Origin of the sequence: Telluribacter sp., from assembly GCF_035998675.1 — a bacterium.
Taxonomy (GTDB): domain Bacteria; phylum Bacteroidota; class Bacteroidia; order Cytophagales; family Spirosomataceae; genus Telluribacter.
In genome coordinates, this window is record NZ_DASYHI010000006.1 from 1 (window position 1) to 19,040 (window position 19,040).

The following is a 19,040-nucleotide window of genomic DNA, read 5'->3' on the forward strand; positions in this document are numbered from 1 at the left end:
GTGGCTGCGCCCTCAGGATTTTGAAAGTAAAGCGGCGCTGCATTCGAGAGTAAACCATATTCTTGAAAATTATGGAAACCAGGTGTTTTCCATCCTGTTCTCAATCAAATAAATGTATGACTAAATATGACCCACTACTTAAATGCTTTTTTTAATACAAAAAGCCAAACACCCATAGCGGTATCGTGCGCCCAATGCCCGAGTCGACATCGTCTTTGGCGACATAGGCATTCGGTATTCCTTCGATTTGTTTTTGCTGCTTGTTCTTGCCTCCTACCTCAAAGGTATAGATACCATCTACCAGAAAATCTGCTGCCTTACTTTGCCGTACCGTATGGCCCTGGACGAGTTGATTATTGAAAAAAGTTTGGCGTAAGTTTCCCTTATCGGGTTGGGAATGCGACAGAGCAAAGGAAAGGTTGGTATTATCCAGGTAGATCTTCTCGGGCTTTTGCAGCGTAGCCACGCTGATTCCTTCGGCGTGGAGCAGCCGGATCAGGCGGGCCTGTTCCAGAAAATGCAGGTAATTGTTTACGCTATTCCTATGGATCTGGCTTTTCTCGGCCAATTGGGTTAGGTTGGGCTTGAAGGGTACGTTTTCTGCCAGAATATACAGCAGTTGCAGCATTTTCCGGGCATTACGGATGTCAAAATCCTGTAACTCGGCCATGTCGTACTCCACAATCAGGCGAATGAGCTGCTGTACCCGTTGGGAGAAGCCTTCCGGGTCTTCCTTGTAGAATGGATAGTAGCCCGAACGGAGGTACGTCGCGAAATGCTGTAAAGGCTGGAAGCCCCCCGATAGTAGCGCCCTCCACGGCCGGGCTTCCGAAAGTATCTCCGACAAAGTGAACGGCTCCGCCTGCAGAATGCCTTCAAATGCCAGGTACTCCCGGTACGACATCCCCGGTAGCTCATACAGCAACGCCCGGCGACTCAGGTCAGCTTCCTGACGCGCTATGTCTATGATGGACGATCCGGTAAAGGCCAACTGCAGGTCAGGATAAAAGTCGTACAGATTTTTCAGGTGCTGTGCCCAATTGGGATACTTATGCACCTCGTCCAGAAACAATATTTTCCCACCCTTTTTATAAAAATCCGTAGCCGTTTCGACGAGTGAATGGGTGGTAAAGTACAGATCGTCCAGTGTGAAGTACGCCGCTTCGCTCGCTGATTTACCCAGAGATTTAAGCCTCTGCAACAGGAGGGTGGTTTTGCCCGTACCCCGTGAGCCTTTCACGCCAATTAAGCGATTGTTCCAATCGATCCTTTCGAATAAACCGCGTGTGAAACGCGTTTGGGTACGGTCAGTTAGTAATTCAGATTTCAGGAGCAGTTGTTCCATATATTGCACATTATAATGTGCAATATAGCTATCTTTATGCACATCTTACTATGCAATTATTATAATTTTGAGGACTATTTTCCATCAGTTAACAGAAATCATTCGTTTAGGTTAAATGAATAAATTCGCTACCAATCCCAGATCCAACTTCGCTTCCCTCAATCCCGCTGCCAGTCGGAGGGCAGCAGATTGACGAAACGGTCCTTGCCCAGGTCACCGACAATTTCGAAAGCTAGGGGCTAAACTTTTTGGATTACAGAATTCACAGGACATAAAGATACAATCCACTAATGCTACGGTGCGGATATTCATTCACGAAGTTTAGGTACAAGGTTTAGGTACAAGTAGAAAATGCTGGTGAAGCAGTTTTGCTTGTCTGATTGTACTCGGTTGGAATACAAAAATATGTACATAAAAAATCATGAAAACGGTTTCAGCCTATTTCCTTTCTCTCCTGGTATTAATTCCTTATTCCTGCACTAAACCGGCTGGTTCCGCAAATACAGATTCCCACAACCAGCCTAATAAAGTCGCCCTGCGGCAGGAAGTCAGTCAGTACGGCATTACTTGGACCTTTGACAAACCCACTCAAACCGGCCAGTTTATCACCGGCGACTGGTGGGTAGTAGGTCCGGTCAGAGTAGTAAAAATTAGCCCGGCTCCCGGTCCGGCGAAGGTTGATACGTCTGCCATAAAGATTAATCACTGGAACGATACCAGCCTGAAAAAGGACACAGCCATGCGCAACGGCTCCATGATTGTTTTGAAAGCCGGCTATACCCAGGGCTACGATTCCCGCAGCGGGTCTTTCCGCCAACATGACGCGATTACTCTCCCCCTGGACCTGGCTACCGATCGGTCGCTTATTTCTTCTATTAGTAATACTACGCTGCCCGTAGACCATTTCAATAAAGATTTGATGTGGGATAATGAAAAGAAAAGTCAGGTGGTGATGAAGGCCGCGGCGGTACTGACCTGTCTGGCGCAGGAGCCACCGGCCGACGCGTTTCGTCCGCCCTATGCCGGTACGGATAAACCCATTTTCAGAGCCCGAGATATTCAGTGGGACCTGCTGCCCCGGCTTCAACCGGCCGGGGAAGTACCTTTCTGGGAAGCAATTGAAAGGTACTTTCAGCGTCCCTGGATTGACCATATTATGAGCTGGTCGCAGCAGGAACTGGTACCCAACGAAAACCAGCCCCCTTACGGCCGCGAGTACGCCCGGTTGGTATCCATGTCCAGTCTGATGGTACTGCTGGATGTACCCCGCGAGCGGAAGGAAAAGCTAACCATTGAGCTAATCCAGCGGGGTATTGACCTCTATGGCATTGCTCAGGTGGGTGGGTATTGGAACGAAGGCGGCGGGCATTCAAGCGGCCGCAAGTGGCCCATCCTGTTTGCCAGTCTTATGCTGGACAATCCTGCCCTGGCGCAGCTACCCGAAACGGCCGTATTCCACGAAGATACCCAAACCTACTACGGGAAGGGCTGGTTTGGACAGACAGTACTGTGGCAGATGATTATCCACCACGGCAACCGGGAGCCTTACGAAGAGAAACAGCCGGAACAGTGGGAGAAGTGGGACAAAACCTCCGAGGGCTACCGTACCTGCTGCAACGCCTCCGCCTGGACCGGTACCGCCCTGGCTGCCCGCTATATGAAAGCCATCAAACTCTGGAACCACGACGCGCACTTTGATTATATAGAACGCTGGATGCGGGAAGACGACCCCTACGCCAGCGCCCGTGGTACCTACCCCCGCCCCAAGGCCGAAACTACTACCTTTGACCCGTTTGTAACGGCCATGTGGCGCGCGCACCGCGCGCAGGCACCCGAGCAGGAGAGGGCGGGTAATCCGCGAAAATGGGCATTGCAAGGCAAAAAGTGGGGCTGGGTGAGTAATCCGAAGTAGCTCTGGGAAATCAGGAATTTGAAATATAAATAGGGGGAGAAGTAAAACTTTCCCCCTGTTTGTATATGAGCCGTATCAGGTACCTTCTATTCTTTCTTTGTCAATAGCGAAGCCGCGCTTTCATCCACCATCCAAAGTACTTCCCCCTCCCGGGGCTGGATGAGCTGAGAAGGATACTGCTCCGGATTCCTTTCTCCTTCCAGTACTTCGTACAAGGCCCCGGCTTTGTTGCTGCCAAACGTCAGGAAACAAATGGTCTTTGCCTGGTTAATCAGCGGTGCCGTGAGGGTAACGCGGTACATCGACTGCGGCTCCAGGTAGTAGGCCTGTACCCAGCGTGACTGTTCGTGCAGTACCTCAGTACCCGGGAATAGTGAAGCCGTATGTCCATCGTCCCCCATGCCCAGCAGGATCAAGTCAAATCGGGGAGCTTCCTGACCGAAATGGTTCCGTAGAAGCTGCTCGTAATGCCGGGCAAACTCCTCCGGCTCAGTACCCCCGGCCCACATGGGATAAATCTGCTCCTGAGGAATAGGTACCTTACCCAAGAGAGTTTCCTGAGCCATTTTGGCATTGCTGCGGTCATCGGTCAGGGGTACCCAGCGTTCATCGCCCCAGAATACGTACGTCTTTTCCCAGGGTACCTGGTCCAGGTAGGGCGACTGTGCCAGCATGGTATGTAGCTGTACGGGAGAGGAACCTCCGGTCAGGGCCACGGTAAAACGTCCGTTTTGCTGCACCGCTTTTTGGGCAGTCTCGACAAAAAGCCGGGCTGCCGCCTCACTAAGCTGCTCCTTATTTTCAAATATCTTTAACATAGTTCTGCTTTAATGGGACATGGTTACCGTCCAGGTGTGACCGTCGCGGGCGATGAGTGCCTCGGCGTTTTCGGGGCCCCACATACCCGCCGCGTAGTTCGGGAACTCCAGCGACTGCCGCGAGCCCCAGGTGGCCAGAATCGGCGTAATTACCTCCCAGGCTACTTCCACCTGATCAGAGCGCATAAACAGCGTTGCATCGCCCTGCATGGCATCCAGCAGCAAGGTTTCGTAGGCCTCCGGCGACTGGGATTTGGTGGTGCCACCGTTGAAGTCGAATACCATTTCTGCCGGAGTCAGAGCCATTTCCAATCCGGTTTTTTTAGCCATAAAGCGCAGACGTATATCCATCTGCGGCTGAATATTGATGACAAGGCGGTTAGGTAAAATATTCTCCGACATCGTCGCCGGGAACGTCAGATGCGGCACCGGCTGGAACTGAATAGTAATGGAAGAACTCTTTTCCTGCATCCGTTTACCGGTACGCAAATAAAACGGGACTCCCTGCCAGCGCCAGTTGTCCAGGTAGAACTTCAAAGCCGCGTAGGTTTCGGTTCCGGAATTGGGATCTACGTCGGGTTCCTCGCGGTAGCCGGGTACCTGTTTCCCTTTCAGCCAACCTGGTCCGTATTGTCCGCGTACGGCGTACTTGCCGACTTCCTCGCGGGAGTACCTCCGGATGGCCTGCAGTACATCGACCTTCCGGTTGCGGATTTCTTCGGCCTCAAACGTCACCGGCGGCTCCATGGCCACCATGCAAAGCAACTGCAGCAGGTGGTTCTGAATCATATCGCGTAGCGCACCCGAGCCTTCGTAGTAGCCACCCCGGTCTTCGACCCCTACCTCTTCGGCTACCGTTATCTGCACGTACTCAATGTAGTTGCGGTTCCAGAGGGGTTCAAAAAGCGCATTAGCAAACCTGAGAGCCAGAATATTCTGGACAGTTTCCTTACCCAGGTAGTGATCGATCCGGTAAATCTGTGACTCCTGAAATGTACGGGTAAGTAGTTGATTCAACTCACGGGCCGTTTCCAGATCATGACCAAAGGGCTTCTCTACCACTATGCGGTCGTGAGATACGTCACTCGCAATGCCTACCTTGGCCAGGTTGACCGTAATTGGCTCAATAAAGTTGGGAGCAACCGACAGGTAAAATAACCGGTTAGCCCGCCCCCCCCACCCCTCTTCGAGTACCTTTATCTTTTCGGCCAGTTCCTCATAGGACGAGGGGTCATTAATGTTGGATTGCAGGTAATAAATGGAGCTACGAAAGGTTTTCCAGGTATCATCAGCAGGTGCCCCGCTGCGCGAAAATTCATTGAGCCCCTCCCGCAGGTGTTTCTGGTATCGGGCATCGTCGGTATCTGTGCGTCCCAGGCCAATCACCGCAAACTGCTCCGGCATCCGGCCTTCCAGAAAAAGATTGTAAAAGGCCGGAATCAGTTTCCGTTTGGTTAAATCTCCGGTCCCGCCAAAAATAACGGCTATGGTAGGTGCGGCTTTATTCGTTGAATTCATAGTACATCAAAAGAAAAAAATGGAGAGAAAGCCAGATCCCTTTCGGCGGGAGCCGCTCTGCTTAATTACTTATAACTACCACTCCGTATGGAAAATACCCTCCCTGTCTACCCGCTCGTAAGTATGGGCTCCAAAGTAGTCGCGCTGCGCCTGAATCAGGTTAGTAGGTAGTACTTCGGTACGATAGGCGTCAAAATAAGCCAGCGAAACCATAAAGGCGGGCATCGCAATTCCTTTGTCAATAGCCATTTTCAGGACGGCACGCATATCCTCCAGACGATCTAACAGGTCACTACCTACCTTCGGGTCAAGCAGCAGGTTGGGCAACTGCGGGTTCTGCTCGTAAGCCGACCGAATGTCCGACAGGCAGGCCGCCCGGATGATACAGCCCCCGCGCCAGATTTTAGCTACTTCCTGTAGCTGCAGTCCAAAATTATAGGCCTCAGAAGCTACTGTAAGCTGCGCCAGGCCCTGCGCATAAGTCGAAATCATGGCGAAGTAGAAGGCATTGCGCATTTGATTGACCAGCTCCTGCTGCTCCGTTTTAATATCTGACTGAAGCGCTTTATTGGGCAGTAGTTTAGAGGCTTCTACCCGCTCCTCCTTATATTTGGATATATCACGCATCAGTACCGCCATATCAATGGTTGGGATAGGTACCTGCAGGTCCATCGCGTTTTGGGAGGTCCATTTGCCGGTACCTTTGGAGCGGGCCCGATCCGAAATGACACTCACCAGACGCTGCCCGGTTTCGTCGTCTACTTTCTTAAGAATCTGGGCCGTAATCTCAATCAGAAAAGACTGTAGCTCCGACTGGTTCCAATCCTCAAAAACAGCCTGAAGTTCGTCGTCATTCAACCCACCTCCCCGCTTCAGCAGGTCATAGGCTTCGGCAATGAGCTGCATAATGCCGTACTCGATGCCGTTATGTACCATTTTTACGTAGTTTCCCGCCGAACCGCTACCCAGATAGGCCACACAGGGTTCGCCATCTACTTTGGCGGCAATGGCTTCAAACACCGGACGCAGCCGTTCGTAAGCCTCCCGGTTTCCGCCCGGCATCATACTCGGGCCAAAACGGGCTCCCTTTTCACCGCCCGATACGCCCATTCCGAAGAAGTGGATACCTTGTGCTTCCAACTCCACCACCCGGCGCTCAGTATCCGGAAAGTAGGAGTTGCCGCCGTCAATCAGGATATCGCCCGGCTCCAGCAGCGGCAACAGGCTGTCTATAACGGCATCGACCGGGTTACCCGCCGGTACCAGCATCATGATTGCCCGGGGCTTTCGGATCGACTGCACAAATTCTTCAATAGAGGTAGTACCACGGGCAGGTTTGCCTTCCCCGGCTTCGGCCTGCACGGCCGCGGCTTTCAGGGGGTCCAGGTCCAGGCCTATAACCGAAAAATCATGATCAGCGATATTGAGCATCAGGTTTCTGCCCATTACCCCCAGGCCAACCATTCCGAATTCGTACTGTAAATTTGCCATAATTAGAGCTTATAGTAGTGTTATATGTCTTTTGGTACTATGAGTAATGTACTAGTAGTGTTGTATAGCTATTGTTCGGGTGCTAAACTACTGCTTATACAACCTTTTTCCAGCAATATATCCCGGTTAAGGCAGCAGGATTAAAGAATCAGTTTAGCCTAAATTTCGTAACTACCTCATTTTCAATACCAAAAACAGCACCAGGTATATAATAAAAAGGCAATGGCTGCCGTAGCCATTGCCTCCCTAAACTTTATTCGAGCCCAAGTATAACTTTCAATTAATTCCTGCTCCACCCAGTACCTCCAGCTCCTGCCCTTTTTCGGGCATACCATCCAGCAGGGGCATGGCCCGGCCGATCAGCTCCCGTACGCCTTCTACTTTCAGGGAATTGTCGTGGTCTTCTTTGCTGTCCCACACTTCCGTTACCCATACCGCCTCTGCCTCCTTTGTATCGCGACTGACGAGGTACAGGTGGCAGCCCTTAGCCGTTGACACTAATTGGGCGGCTTCCAGTAGAATGGAGGCCAGATTATCCCCATTACCGGAAAGTGCCTTCAATTTTCCGTGGAGTCCGTATTTGTTGTTCATGTATTATTGATAATGGTTTTATCCGGAGCTAACCAGCAGCCCGATTCGTTTTGAAAGATACCAAAAGGGAGAAGGAGAAAAAACATTTGTAAAAGATAGCTAGTACCGGATTCACCAGTAGCCAGTGTACACTTTGTCCAAAATAAAAAATAAAGTGTAGTTATCAAGGCGTTACAAGACGCTTATAAAAAGACCCCTCCTCTGGTAATAGTAGAACCTTTTTTTGCTTTTCTTTTCCAGCAGGTGAAAGGTCAGGTAAAAAACAGAACGCCAGATGCAGCTACTCCCCATCAAAAAAACCCTGGACGAGAATCCGGAATTTCGGGATCATTCCGATTGCCAGCCGAACCTCCAGATATCGATTGACTACTTTGAACGGGTCGGCTATGATCCTCCCTGGATTGGATACTACGCACAGGTAGAAGATAAGCTGGTTGGAGCGGGAGGTTTTAAAGGACGACCCATTGGGGGTATCGTTGAGATAGACTACGGTACCTTTCCTGCGTATCAGGGACAGGGCTTTGGCACCGAAATATGCCGACAACTGGTACAATTGGCCTTACAAGCCAACTCCTCCGTCCGTATCACCGCCCGAACCTTACCCGAAAATTACGCATCGGCGGGTATTTTAAAAAGAAATGGGTTCAGCCTGCGGGGAACAGTCCATGATGAGGAGGACGGGGAAGTACTGCTGTGGGAGTACGCCGCTACACCCATCAGTGATTGACCTGGTGCTGGTCTTCGCCGGGTTTGAACACTTTAAAGAGAAAAAAGAAAGCCGGTACTACAAACAGCAGCCCCACAAACAGCGCGATCAGCAATTGAAAGAGGGTGGCATCGGGAGCAGTGGTATTATAAAAAGTAAGGTGATTGCCATTTTTTTCAACCAGCAGGACCGGATACTGAATAGCGAACCAGCCCACTATCACCAGCGCCACCTGCATACTGACAGCCGCCCGCAGAAACAGAATAATGGGGTGGTTTAGCAGGTAAAAAATAGCCGGTACCAGCAGTAGTACCCCCGTAAAAGCCGCGATACTAACCGGAGCGCTGAAAAACTCATCGAACAGGGGATGGTTTTCAAACTCGGCCGCCACAAATACCAGGATACTCATGACAAAGGTCAGGAGCATAAAGAACCGGGACAACCGCAGGTACCTTTCCCGCTCAATCGGTGATTTGGTTTCGCCAATCAGGAATATTGAGGCAATGTACCCAAACAGAAAAGCCGAAAACAAGCCCATAGCCAGGCAAAACAGATTGAACCAGGGCTGCACGTACTGTTCGTAAAAACTCCCAGTGGTTGAAACCAAATCCATTTTTCCCAGAATCATGGCTCCCAGCGTTACCCCCAGGAACACCGGCGTTATAAAACTGGATACTTTAAAGACAGCCGTATAGTACTTGTGGGTACCGCTGTGCCCGATGTCGTAGTGGCGAAAGGTAAAGAACGAACCGCGCAGCACTATCCCGATCAGAACGATCATGAGGGGAATGTGCAGCACGACGCTGATGGTAGAATACACCAGCGGGAAGGCGGTAAACAAGATCACAATAGCCAGGATCAGCCATACGTGGTTAGCCTCCCAAACGGGCGCGAGGGCTTTGGAAATAATTCTTTCGCCCTTTTTGCCCGCAAAGGTTTCCACGATACCGGCGCCAAAATCGGCCCCACCCAGGATGGTGTACAGAATAAAGGAAACGCCCAGTATAAGGATGATAATCTGCAGCATAGCTTACTCTTTGGGATTTCGGGCTGAGGGATAAAAATGGTCAACGGTTTCTATTTGCCGACGCATCATCCATACCAGCAGCCCGGTCAGCAGCAGGTACACCGCCGAAATAAGGTAGAAAGAATACTGCAACCCCGGCATAGCCGACACCGCGTCTTTGGTTTTCATGACGTTATAAATTATCCAGGGCTGTCGGCCTACTTCGGTGACGGTCCAGCCGGCTTCCACGGCAATAAAGCCCAGCGGCGTGAGAAAAGCGATGAATAGCAGCCACCACCGCCTGGACAGGTTATGCTTCCAGCGCCAGCTGAACACCAGAAACAGAAAACCCGCCAGCGCCAGCAATGTACCTATGCCAACCATTAGCTGAAAAGCCAGGTGGGTAATAAGTACCGGCGGGCGCTCGTCCGGCGGGAACTTGTCCAGCCCGGTTACCTCCGCGCCAAAATCGCCGTGCGCCAGGTAGCTGAGCGCGCCCGGTACATGAATGGCGTAGTCAACCCGCTGCTCCTTATCGTTGGGAATACCGCCAATAATCAGGTCGGCGGGTTTACTGGTTTTATAAAGTACCTCCAGCGCCGCCAGCTTGGCCGGTTGCCGCTCCGCTACGTCTTTGGCCGATATATCCCCGCTGATGGGTTGCAAAAATGCCGACACCGCCCCGAAGGACAGCGCTATTTTGACCGCCTGCCGGTGAAAGGTGTTTCCGGGATTTTTAGAAAGTAAAAAGGCATGTACCCCCGCTACCGCGAAGGAAGTAGCCACAAAAGCCGCCAGGGTCATGTGCAGGGCCTGCGAAAACCAGGCGTCATTGAACATCGCCGCTACCGGGTCAATATTCATTGCCTCTCCATTCTCCCAGCTAAACCCGGCGGGACTGTTCATCCAAGCATTGGCCGAAACCACAAATATACCAGACAGTACCCCCGATACCCCCACCACTACCCCCGACAGCCAGTGTACCCACTTATTGAGACGGTCCCAGCCGTACAGGAAAACACCCAGCGCGATGGCCTCAATGAAGAAAGCAGTACCTTCCCAGGAAAAAGGCATGCCGATGATAGGCCCGGCGTGCCGCATAAATCCCGGAAAAAGCAGTCCCAGCTCAAAGGAAAGTACTGTACCCGACACGGCTCCAACTGCGAAAAACAACGCCACGCCCTTTGACCAGGCTTTGGCGAGGTCCAGGTATACGGGCTCAGAGGTACGTATCCACTTCCACTCACTGAACGCCATCAGCACGGGCATGGTCATGCCAATGCAGGCAAACACAATATGAAAGCCCAGCGAAGTTGCCATCTGCAACCGGGCCGCCAATAAATCATCCATATCGATACATGAACATCAGTTCGATTATTAGCTATTTTCTACTAAGGTACGACCCCTCCGGGGCCAATTGAAATTTATTCTAATGAACTGAATTCAGCCCTTTCTACCTCTGACAATCCATACTACGGCACTACCGCAACCCCGCCTCCGCCAGCAGAATCAGCAAGGTACGCTGCATGGCCAGATAGGCCCTGTCATTGATAAACCACTCGTCCAGCGCATGCGCGCCGCCGCCTTTGCCACCCGCCCCAATGGTAATGGCCGGTACTCCTTTGGAGAACGGTGTATTGGCATTGGTAGAACCAACCCGCAGCGCCGGCTCCTGCTGTACCTGACGCGTAGCCGCAATGGCCCGCTGCACCAGGGCGTGGCTCTGGTCGAGGCTGCCCGACGGACGGTCCCCCACCAGCTTTACGTCCACGGTCAGGTCCGGACCCAGGCGCTTCATGGCGTTCTCTTCGCGCAGGGCCCGCTGTACCGCTTCCTGCAATAGTTTATCAATGCCCGCCAGCTGCTCCGGACTCTCCGAGCGCAAATCTACCTGCATCCACGACTCAAACGGTATGGCATTGACCGAAGTACCTCCGCCCACCATACCTACGTTGTAGGTAGTGCGTACACCCTGACGGGTAAACTTATCGGCTTCCTGCGTGAAGTAGTAAATGGCCCGGCCCAGCGCCCCGTGCGGATTCACCAGCCCAAACGCCCCCGACGAGTGCCCGCCCGGCCCCTTAAACGTCACCTCGTAGCGGTGTGAACCCAAACCCCGATGGGTAATGCTGCTGGCTCCCAGGCCGTCAATGGCGATGTAGGAGTCTATTTTCAGGCCGGGGGTGTCGAACAGTTTCTTAACGCCCCGCAGGTCGCCCAGCCCTTCTTCGCCCACGGTACCTATAAAAAGCACATCGGCCTCCGTTTCAATACCCGTCTTTTCCATCACTTCCAGTACCGTAAGTACCATCGCCAGCCCTTGCGTGTCGTCGCCGATGCCCGGTGCCAGCAGGGTATCACCCCGTTGCTTTATTTTTACGTCGGTTTCTTCGGGGAATACCGTGTCCAGGTGCGCTTCCAGTACTACGGTCTTTTTACCGGTTTTGCCCCGGCGTTTGGCTATGACGTTACCTACCTCATCCGTCCATACCGAATCGGCTCCGGCGGCGCGTAGCAACTCGGCGTATTTTCGACCACGTACCTCTTCCTTGAAGGGCGGCGCGGGTATTTCGGTCAGGGTGCGCAGGTGCTGTAGAGTCCAGGGTTCGAGTTGCTGAAAAAGCTGGAAAGCCTGCTGCACTTTGGGCTGCTTCGCCAGTGTCTGTATCTCCTGCGTATAGCGTTGAGCGGCCTGTACGGGTACTTCTTTGCCGGCTTCCTGGGCCTGGGTGGTAACAGGTACCAGACCGGCCATGAGCAGGCCCATGGCACCTATGCGAACTAGTTGATTCATTCGGGTTAATTGCTTGTCTGTTTTGCGATTTCAAGGTAAGGAGAAAGACAGTACATCCGACGCGGGCACGGGTCAAAAGTTGTTTACTACCGTTTCAGCCTAACCGGTACTGTACACAGGTACCTCTCTAAGAATCGTTTTTCACCACTCATACCTTTCCTGTTAAGTACCTATTTGGCACTGCGTATATTTGGTACGTAACACACTATCCCCTATCCCTATGAAAGCGATCATATGTCCCCGGTACGGCACTCCGGATGTACTCCAGCTCCGCGAGGTGCTTAAGCCAGTTCCCAAAGACAATGAAGTACTTATACAGGTACAGGCGGCCTGCATCAACTCCTGGGACTGGGATTTCATACAGGGTAAACCGCTCTTGTTTCGGCTCCTGTTCGGGCTGCAAAAACCAAAATACCCCATACTCGGCTGCGACGTAGCGGGGCGGGTAGAAACCGTGGGTAAAAACATAACCCGATTAAGACCGGGTGATGAAGTGTTCGGTGATCTGTCCGGCTGTACCTGGGGTGGCTTTGCCGAGTACGTCTGCGCCCCCGAGGAGGTCCTGGCCCTCAAACCCTCCGGGATGACCTTTGAGCAGGCCGCGGCCACCCCCCAGGCGGGTGTGCTGGCTCTACAGGGGCTACGCTACCGGGGCACTATTCAGCCGGGGCAGCGGGTCCTGATCGTAGGTGCTGGTGGCGGAGTAGGTACTTTTGCGATTCAGATGGCCAAAAACCAGGGGGCCGAAGTGACCGCCATAGACAGTACCGAAAAACTAGACCGGCTACGCTCCCTCGGGGCCGACCATGTGCTGGACTATACGCGGGACGATTTTGCCGATACACTAAATCTGGACGGCAGCCAGCCCTATGACCTGATCCTGGATGTGGTAGGTCAGCGTTCGGTTTTTAAGTACCTGCAAATCCTGCGTCCCGGGGGCCGGAGCGGCGGCTCCCGATACGTGATGCTGGGCGGTACTCCGGGACGAATTATCGGGGTGGCAAGCCTGGGCGTGATGCTGGCAAAACGGATCGGGCCGGGTACCCACATTGGTATTTTGGCGCACAAACCCAATAGGGCCGATCTGGATGAGTTAAGCTTCCTCTTCGAAACCGGACAGGTAGTACCGGTTATTGACCGAACTTATCCGCTCCACGAAGTACCCGACGCGTTCCGGTACTTTGGAACGGGGGAGGTGCAGGGGAAGGTGGTGATAAGGATGTAGTAATTGCCATTGAATCCAACTCATTAAAACTTCCACGAAGCGGCTCAGATTGAACTTATGGAAGGTTAAGTGAGGAAAATTGTAATTTATTGCGAACTTACCATTGCATAAGTATTACCTGAGTGCCACCACTAAGTAAAGGTCTGGCTAAAAAATACCCGGCGAATGGCCTGCTTATAAAACCCTAGCCCACATATAGTATCCTCTACAAATGAAAAATGAAGCCCACGCCAGAATAAAAATAAATCAGTTGCTCGAAGAGTCAGGGTGGAGGTTTTTCGATAGTGAAGTAGGGCCAGCCAACATCTGGCTTGAAAACCATGTAAAAATCACCCAATCTGAAATTGACGCCTGGGGCAATGATTTTGAGATGACGAAAAGTGGCTCTCTGGATTTTTTACTGGTTGATAATCATAATAAACCTATTTGCGTACTCGAAGCAAAAAAGGAAAGCCTGCACCCCCTGGTGGCCAAGGAGCAGGCCCGAAAATACGCAAATACCGTGGAGGCCCGCTTTGTAATCCTTTCCAACGGAATCGTCCATTATTTATGGGATATACAGAAGGGCAATCCGAAGCCCATCTATAAGTTCCCTTCCCCGGCAGAGCTGGGGGCCATTAAAGTATGGAAGCCCGACCGGAACGTACTAGCCCAGGAACCCGTAGGGATTGACTACATCGTAACCGTCCAGATGCCCGACTATGCCGTACGTCCCGAATGGAAAGGCAGCGTGGCCGCCAGCAGGGATTTCATCTGGGCCAATGGGTTGCGCTTCCTGCGACCGTACCAATTGAGCGCCATTCAGCATTTGCAAAATGCAGTACAGGAAGGCAAAGACCGGTTTCTTTTTGAAATGGCGACCGGAACCGGAAAAACGCTAACCTCCGCCGCTGTTATTCGCTTATTCCTGCGAACACAGAACGCCCGCCGTGTTCTGTTCCTGGTCGACCGCCTGGAACTGGAAGACCAGGCCTGGAAAGCTTTTACCAACTACCTCAAACCCGACTATAGTACCTTCATTTACAAAGAACATAAAAACGACTGGCAAAAGGCCGACATTGTCGTAACGACCATCCAGTCGCTGATGTCTAACGACAAATACCGGTACGAGTTCACTCCCTCTGATTTTGACCTGCTTATTTCTGACGAATCACACCGTTCCATTGCCGGTAATGCACGGGCGGTTTTTGAATATTTTCAAGGGTACAAATTAGGCCTGACTGCCACGCCCAAAGACTACCTGAAAGGGGTTGATCCCGATCAGGTAAAAGAAGACGACCCGCGGGAAATTGAACGCAGAATGCTTCGCGATACCTACGCTACCTTTGGCTGCGAAGGCGGCGACCCGACGTTCCGCTATTCGTTGCTGGACGGGGTAAAAGATGGCTACCTCATCAATCCCAAAGTACTGGATGCCCGGACCGAAATAACCACGCAACTACTTTCAGATAGAGGCTATGCGGTAGCCATACCTACCGAAGAGGGCGAAGAAACGGAAACCTTTGTGTCCCGTGACTTTGAAAAGAAGTTTTTTTCGGAAAAGACCAATCGCGTATTTTGCCAGACTTTTATAGAAAATGCCCTGCGCGACCCCATTACCCAGGAAATTGGCAAAAGCATTGTGTTTGCGGTTAGTCAGAACCATGCCCGAAAACTTACCGAGCTATTAAACGAGATGGCCGAACAGCTTTTTCCCGGCAGGTACCATTCCGACTTTGCCGTACAGGTTACTTCGCAGGTGGGCGAGGCCCAGCAGATGACCATTAATTTTTCCAACAACAACCTGAATGGAAAAACCTTCTGGCTGGAAGGGTACAAATCCGGTAAGTCGCGCGTATGCGTTACGGTGGGGATGATGACTACCGGCTATGATTGTACCGATCTGTTGAATATTGCCATGATGCGCCCGATTTTCAGTCCGGCTGATTTTGTACAAATAAAGGGCAGGGGCACCCGGAAACATACGTTTGAATATAGCTACAAAAATGAATTAGGGGAAGAAGAAACCATTCAGTACGAAAAAGAGGTGTTCAAGCTGTTCGACTTCTTTGCCAACTGCGAGTACTTTGAAGAGCGGTTTGACTACGACGAAAAGCTACACCTGCCCAAGCCCCCAAAAGGTGACGGCGCCGGGGGCAGCACGGGCGTAAACCTCGACAAGTACACCAGCCACCGCCTTGACCCACTGGCTACCCTCAAAGAAGAGCAGATTGGTTACGAAGGCATGAAGATTGACCGCATGCTCTTCAAAAAGTTTGAAGACCGTATCATCATGGACGACATCATTAAGAAGCATGTGGAATTGGGAAACTGGGAACACGTGATCAGTCACATCCAAAATGAGATTTTTGATAAACCAAACGAATATTTCAGCCTGGAAAAACTGAGAAAAGCGGCTAAAATTGACCGTAAAACCTCTATCCGGGAAGTAGTGGAAAAGATATTTGGCATTATCCCCCGATTTAAATCAAAAGATGAGATGCTGGAAGAAGAGTTTGATAAGTTCATTTCTATTTACCCTCCCCACGAAGACGTAAACCTGCGGGCTTTGAAGTACTTCTTTAAAGCGTACATCATAGACCAGGATATTCGCAAAATCATTACGGCCAAAGCCTTTCACGCCCTGCACACCCACCCTACTCTGACCATCTCTCAGTTTAAGGAGGTAGCTCCTGAATACCGTGAGGTAATACCCGTGTATATTAAGGATTATATTAACCTGGATAGATTTGCTGCCTGATGGAAGAAAAATTCAGGAACAAATACCGCATTGCTTCGGCCCGCTGGCAACAGTGGGACTATGGCTGGGATGCGGCCTATTTTGTTACGATTTGTACCAAAGACCGCGCCCCCTTTTTTGGCAATGTAGTGAACGGAAAAATGGTATTGTCCCCGGCGGGGGTTATTGCGGATGTGTTTTGGCACGAAATAAAAAATCACGCCCGGAATATTGAATTGGGAGAATTTGTGGTAATGCCCAATCATGTGCATGGTATTTTGATTTTGAATGGGAACGACCGAAACACCGACCGGTCCCAGGTTGACCAGGACAAAAACGATGAAAACATCAATATACCGGATAACGTGGATAATCCCGGTGGAAACGCCAATACCCCGGATAACGTGGATAATCCCGCCAATAACGGGGATGGAAACGACCAAAATGACCAAAATGACCAAAACGTAGAGACAAGGCATGCCTTGTCTCTACCATTATCATTATCATTATCAATACCATCACCATTACCACCATTGTCGTCACCACCACCACCCCCCTATTCACCACCACCGCCAACCGAAAACATAGGCCGGCAACGGTTTCAAAACCAGGGCAAAAACACCATTTCGTCCATCGTGGGGGGTTACAAATCGGCGGTGACCAAACACGCCAACCGCCTGGGGCTGGAAATGGCCTGGCAATCCCGGTTTCATGACCACGTCATCCGGGACGAACAATCATTTCGTACCATTTCTGAATACATTATCAATAACCCCCAAAATTGGTCAGACGACCGATTCTTTACCTAGAAACTATGCTGGATACCTCCACCAAAAAACGAATTGACGATTGCCGCGATATATTGGTAGGCAAACTACCCGACCCCAAAGCCCAGATAGAGCAGATCACCATTGGCCTCATATACAAGTTCATGGACGATATGGACAAAGAGGCCGTGGAACTGGGCGGAGAGGCCCGGTTCTTCTCCAGCTATACTGTACCTGACCCTGAGTACCCCAACGACCCGGCCCGGGAGGAAGCCCAGATCCAACGGATGAAAACCGCCTAACCATTTTCGTTTATGCCGAAGGTGGAAGGAGACCCGGCGGCTATTACCTCAGACACGGTACTCCCGGACCCGGCCAAGATAGTGGTGCTGATGAACCGGCAGTGCGCCCGCTCGGCGGAAGCCTTTATTTACTAAGCGAAGCAAAGCCGGAAGGTACTTACCCTGGGCGAAAACTCGGGTGGCTTCATGGGCTTTGGCAATGTCATGGAAAGCCAGACGCCCTGCTACCACTATACCCTCCGAAGTACTACCTTTAAGTACAAAAACCTATCGCAGTACGAGTACGTAGGCATTGCCCCGCATATCCGTCTATCTCCCAATCAGGACTGGCTGGCGGAGGCGGTGAGGGTGTTGGAGGGGAGGTAGGTTGGGGTGGTATTATGTTAATAGGTATATTGAAGAAGAGGAAATAAACCAAGAAATCTTAAGTTGAAGTGAAGCCAATAAGATTTATATTGCCTGAAAGAATTTATTGAAGCTGGGAAGATAAAAACATAAATCATAAAAAGTACACACTGGGAGAAACACCCGAAGCCATCCGCTACGGAAAAGCCTGACTTGCCCGAGGAAAGATGGTGAATAAGTTGTAGATACTGTTAAATTCCAAGAAAATTGACAATAACTATAATCTTTCAACCAAGATAAAAAATAAGCATACAATGCCATAGATACATTATTGAATCTTAACCTAGGTAATTACAAGAAATTACACAGTCTTATTAGCTAAATATATGATTATAGATTTTACAGAAATTCCAACTAGGAATTCAAAGTTTGGAAATCAAGATTCGTTTGAATTGTTTGCAAGAGATTTCTTTAAGGAACTAGGATATGAAATTATTGATGAACCTGGCAGAGGGGCTGATGGAGGTATGGATCTTAAAGTAATGGAAGAAAGAATAGGGGTTAGTGGAAGCAAAACTACTGTATATTGGCTAGTAAGCTGTAAGCATTATGCTCAATCTAATAATTCAATAAACCCTACAATTGAACAAAATGTATACGATCGAGTAATTAGTAATGGGTGTATTGGATTTATAGGATTTTATTCTACAATTGCTTCGAGTGGATTAAAAGATATTTTAAATGGAATTTCCAGTAAAATCGCATACCAAATCTTCGACTGTGAAAAAATCGAAAATAATGTTATTAGTAATCCTAAGATGAGGAATATATTTATAAGATTTTTCCCAAAATCTTATAAAAGGTGGATTGAGATACATATATATAAGGAACCTATAAAGCTCTTTTCATATTATTTAGATAATGAACACAAGCAGAAAAATGTTAGAATGATCTTAAATGAAATATATAGTACTACTGAAAGTATGATTTTATCTATTAGGCAACACAATAGCTTTGTAAGTTCATTAAATAATTCTGATAAAAGTTTATTAATTCATCCAAATTTAGCCAACTGTATAATGTTGGATGAATACCATCCAGACTTAAAAATAACTGGCAATTTAACAACAAATAAATTTTTAAGAATATCAAAAGATATAGAATTATATACAGGAGAAAATATTTTGCCGGATATTAATAGCTTCGGTGTTTCATTTAAACCAAATTTTTCAGCATTCTTTATTACAATAAATCATGTTGTATTTGACAATAACCAGCTATCTATGATGGAAGATGTATTTTCAAAACTTAAAGATATATTGGATTAAAATAAATAACCTTTACTTTCAAAGTTATTATTCCATTCAAATATGGTACAAAACATCCACCATGTTTTGAATTTTTAACTCTACCGCCCCCGTCCAATCCACTCAACCTCATTTATCATTAGGGTGTAGTTAGAGCATCCAATCACAACTAAAAAGGTACCTATGGAAGAGTA

Annotated in this window: 17 protein-coding genes; 9 read left to right on the forward strand and 8 right to left on the reverse strand. The window is 49.8% G+C overall.

Annotation, left to right across the window (positions count from 1 at the left end):
* Positions 1 to 151: 151 nt before the first annotated feature.
* Positions 152 to 1,345 (reverse strand): ATP-binding protein, encoded by a 1,194-nt coding sequence (locus VGN67_RS01630; RefSeq protein WP_327485017.1) that lies wholly within the window; start codon positions 1,343 to 1,345, stop codon positions 152 to 154.
* Positions 1,346 to 1,766: 421 nt separating this feature from the next.
* On the opposite strand from VGN67_RS01630, the gene VGN67_RS01635 reads away from it, so the two are divergent.
* On the forward strand, positions 1,767 to 3,257 hold the full coding sequence (locus VGN67_RS01635) for a hypothetical protein (protein WP_327485018.1): 1,491 nt from the start codon (positions 1,767 to 1,769) through the stop codon (positions 3,255 to 3,257).
* Between the two features lie 86 nt (positions 3,258 to 3,343).
* Here VGN67_RS01635 and pgl read toward each other — a convergent pair whose 3' ends face one another.
* From pgl to VGN67_RS01655, 4 genes are all read right to left on the reverse strand, one after another.
* Complete coding sequence (gene pgl, locus VGN67_RS01640; RefSeq protein ID WP_327485019.1) at positions 3,344 to 4,075, reverse strand: 6-phosphogluconolactonase; 732 nt, start codon at positions 4,073 to 4,075, stop codon at positions 3,344 to 3,346.
* A gap of 9 nt (positions 4,076 to 4,084) precedes the next feature.
* A complete protein-coding gene (gene zwf, locus VGN67_RS01645) occupies positions 4,085 to 5,593 on the reverse strand; it encodes a glucose-6-phosphate dehydrogenase (RefSeq protein ID WP_327485020.1) in 1,509 nt (502 codons plus the stop codon).
* A 75-nt stretch (positions 5,594 to 5,668) separates the two neighbouring features.
* Positions 5,669 to 7,084 (reverse strand): NADP-dependent phosphogluconate dehydrogenase, encoded by a 1,416-nt coding sequence (gene gndA, locus VGN67_RS01650; RefSeq protein WP_327485021.1) that lies wholly within the window; start codon positions 7,082 to 7,084, stop codon positions 5,669 to 5,671.
* A 276-nt stretch (positions 7,085 to 7,360) separates the two neighbouring features.
* Positions 7,361 to 7,675, reverse strand: a complete 315-nt coding sequence (locus VGN67_RS01655; protein WP_327485022.1) for an antibiotic biosynthesis monooxygenase family protein — start codon at positions 7,673 to 7,675, stop codon at positions 7,361 to 7,363.
* 274 nt (positions 7,676 to 7,949) lie between these two features.
* On the opposite strand from VGN67_RS01655, the gene VGN67_RS01660 reads away from it, so the two are divergent.
* Positions 7,950 to 8,402: a GNAT family N-acetyltransferase gene (locus tag VGN67_RS01660; RefSeq protein ID WP_327485023.1), complete on the forward strand. Its 453-nt coding sequence runs from the start codon at positions 7,950 to 7,952 to the stop codon at positions 8,400 to 8,402.
* Here VGN67_RS01660 and VGN67_RS01665 read toward each other — a convergent pair.
* The 3 genes from VGN67_RS01665 to VGN67_RS01675 all read right to left on the reverse strand — a co-directional run bounded on the left by VGN67_RS01665 (position 8,392) and on the right by VGN67_RS01675 (position 12,181).
* Positions 8,392 to 9,408 carry a cytochrome d ubiquinol oxidase subunit II gene (locus VGN67_RS01665; protein ID WP_327485024.1) on the reverse strand — a complete coding sequence of 339 codons (1,017 nt, stop codon included), beginning with the start codon at positions 9,406 to 9,408 and terminating at the stop codon, positions 8,392 to 8,394. The genes VGN67_RS01660 and VGN67_RS01665 overlap by 11 nt on opposite strands.
* A 3-nt stretch (positions 9,409 to 9,411) precedes the next feature.
* Positions 9,412 to 10,737 carry a cytochrome ubiquinol oxidase subunit I gene (locus VGN67_RS01670; RefSeq protein ID WP_327485025.1) on the reverse strand — a complete coding sequence of 442 codons (1,326 nt, stop codon included), beginning with the start codon at positions 10,735 to 10,737 and terminating at the stop codon, positions 9,412 to 9,414.
* Between the two features lie 130 nt (positions 10,738 to 10,867).
* Complete coding sequence (locus VGN67_RS01675; RefSeq protein ID WP_327485026.1) at positions 10,868 to 12,181, reverse strand: M20/M25/M40 family metallo-hydrolase; 1,314 nt, start codon at positions 12,179 to 12,181, stop codon at positions 10,868 to 10,870.
* A gap of 220 nt (positions 12,182 to 12,401) precedes the next feature.
* Here VGN67_RS01675 and VGN67_RS01680 point away from each other — a divergent pair, with 220 nt between their 5' ends.
* The 7 genes from VGN67_RS01680 to VGN67_RS01710 all read left to right on the forward strand — a co-directional run bounded on the left by VGN67_RS01680 (position 12,402) and on the right by VGN67_RS01710 (position 18,867).
* Positions 12,402 to 13,406: an NAD(P)-dependent alcohol dehydrogenase gene (locus VGN67_RS01680; protein ID WP_327485027.1), complete on the forward strand. Its 1,005-nt coding sequence runs from the start codon at positions 12,402 to 12,404 to the stop codon at positions 13,404 to 13,406.
* A 211-nt stretch (positions 13,407 to 13,617) separates the two neighbouring features.
* Positions 13,618 to 16,146, forward strand: a complete 2,529-nt coding sequence (locus VGN67_RS01685; protein WP_327485028.1) for a DEAD/DEAH box helicase family protein — start codon at positions 13,618 to 13,620, stop codon at positions 16,144 to 16,146.
* Positions 16,146 to 16,934, forward strand: a complete 789-nt coding sequence (locus VGN67_RS01690; RefSeq protein WP_327485029.1) for a transposase — start codon at positions 16,146 to 16,148, stop codon at positions 16,932 to 16,934. The genes VGN67_RS01685 and VGN67_RS01690 overlap by 1 nt, the downstream gene beginning before the upstream one ends.
* A gap of 5 nt (positions 16,935 to 16,939) precedes the next feature.
* Positions 16,940 to 17,194, forward strand: a complete 255-nt coding sequence (locus tag VGN67_RS01695; protein ID WP_327485030.1) for a hypothetical protein — start codon at positions 16,940 to 16,942, stop codon at positions 17,192 to 17,194.
* Between the two features lie 12 nt (positions 17,195 to 17,206).
* Positions 17,207 to 17,329 carry a hypothetical protein gene (locus tag VGN67_RS01700; protein ID WP_327485031.1) on the forward strand — a complete coding sequence of 41 codons (123 nt, stop codon included), beginning with the start codon at positions 17,207 to 17,209 and terminating at the stop codon, positions 17,327 to 17,329.
* Positions 17,330 to 17,380: 51 nt separating this feature from the next.
* Positions 17,381 to 17,560, forward strand: coding sequence for a hypothetical protein (locus VGN67_RS01705; RefSeq protein WP_327485032.1), 180 nt, complete (start codon positions 17,381 to 17,383; stop codon positions 17,558 to 17,560).
* Between the two features lie 365 nt (positions 17,561 to 17,925).
* Complete coding sequence (locus tag VGN67_RS01710) at positions 17,926 to 18,867, forward strand: restriction endonuclease (protein ID WP_327485033.1); 942 nt, start codon at positions 17,926 to 17,928, stop codon at positions 18,865 to 18,867.
* Positions 18,868 to 19,040 lie beyond the last annotated feature (173 nt).

Coding starts and splice junctions, on each gene's coding strand:
- VGN67_RS01630 (WP_327485017.1), bottom strand. CDS start 1,345: ATGGAACAACTGCTCCTGAAATCTGAATTACTAACTGACCGTACCCAA.
- VGN67_RS01635 (WP_327485018.1), top strand. CDS start 1,767: ATGAAAACGGTTTCAGCCTATTTCCTTTCTCTCCTGGTATTAATTCCT.
- pgl (WP_327485019.1), bottom strand. CDS start 4,075: ATGTTAAAGATATTTGAAAATAAGGAGCAGCTTAGTGAGGCGGCAGCC.
- zwf (WP_327485020.1), bottom strand. CDS start 5,593: ATGAATTCAACGAATAAAGCCGCACCTACCATAGCCGTTATTTTTGGC.
- gndA (WP_327485021.1), bottom strand. CDS start 7,084: ATGGCAAATTTACAGTACGAATTCGGAATGGTTGGCCTGGGGGTAATG.
- VGN67_RS01655 (WP_327485022.1), bottom strand. CDS start 7,675: ATGAACAACAAATACGGACTCCACGGAAAATTGAAGGCACTTTCCGGT.
- VGN67_RS01660 (WP_327485023.1), top strand. CDS start 7,950: ATGCAGCTACTCCCCATCAAAAAAACCCTGGACGAGAATCCGGAATTT.
- VGN67_RS01665 (WP_327485024.1), bottom strand. CDS start 9,408: ATGCTGCAGATTATCATCCTTATACTGGGCGTTTCCTTTATTCTGTAC.
- VGN67_RS01670 (WP_327485025.1), bottom strand. CDS start 10,737: ATGGATGATTTATTGGCGGCCCGGTTGCAGATGGCAACTTCGCTGGGC.
- VGN67_RS01675 (WP_327485026.1), bottom strand. CDS start 12,181: ATGAATCAACTAGTTCGCATAGGTGCCATGGGCCTGCTCATGGCCGGT.
- VGN67_RS01680 (WP_327485027.1), top strand. CDS start 12,402: ATGAAAGCGATCATATGTCCCCGGTACGGCACTCCGGATGTACTCCAG.
- VGN67_RS01685 (WP_327485028.1), top strand. CDS start 13,618: ATGAAAAATGAAGCCCACGCCAGAATAAAAATAAATCAGTTGCTCGAA.
- VGN67_RS01690 (WP_327485029.1), top strand. CDS start 16,146: ATGGAAGAAAAATTCAGGAACAAATACCGCATTGCTTCGGCCCGCTGG.
- VGN67_RS01695 (WP_327485030.1), top strand. CDS start 16,940: ATGCTGGATACCTCCACCAAAAAACGAATTGACGATTGCCGCGATATA.
- VGN67_RS01700 (WP_327485031.1), top strand. CDS start 17,207: ATGCCGAAGGTGGAAGGAGACCCGGCGGCTATTACCTCAGACACGGTA.
- VGN67_RS01705 (WP_327485032.1), top strand. CDS start 17,381: ATGGGCTTTGGCAATGTCATGGAAAGCCAGACGCCCTGCTACCACTAT.
- VGN67_RS01710 (WP_327485033.1), top strand. CDS start 17,926: ATGATTATAGATTTTACAGAAATTCCAACTAGGAATTCAAAGTTTGGA.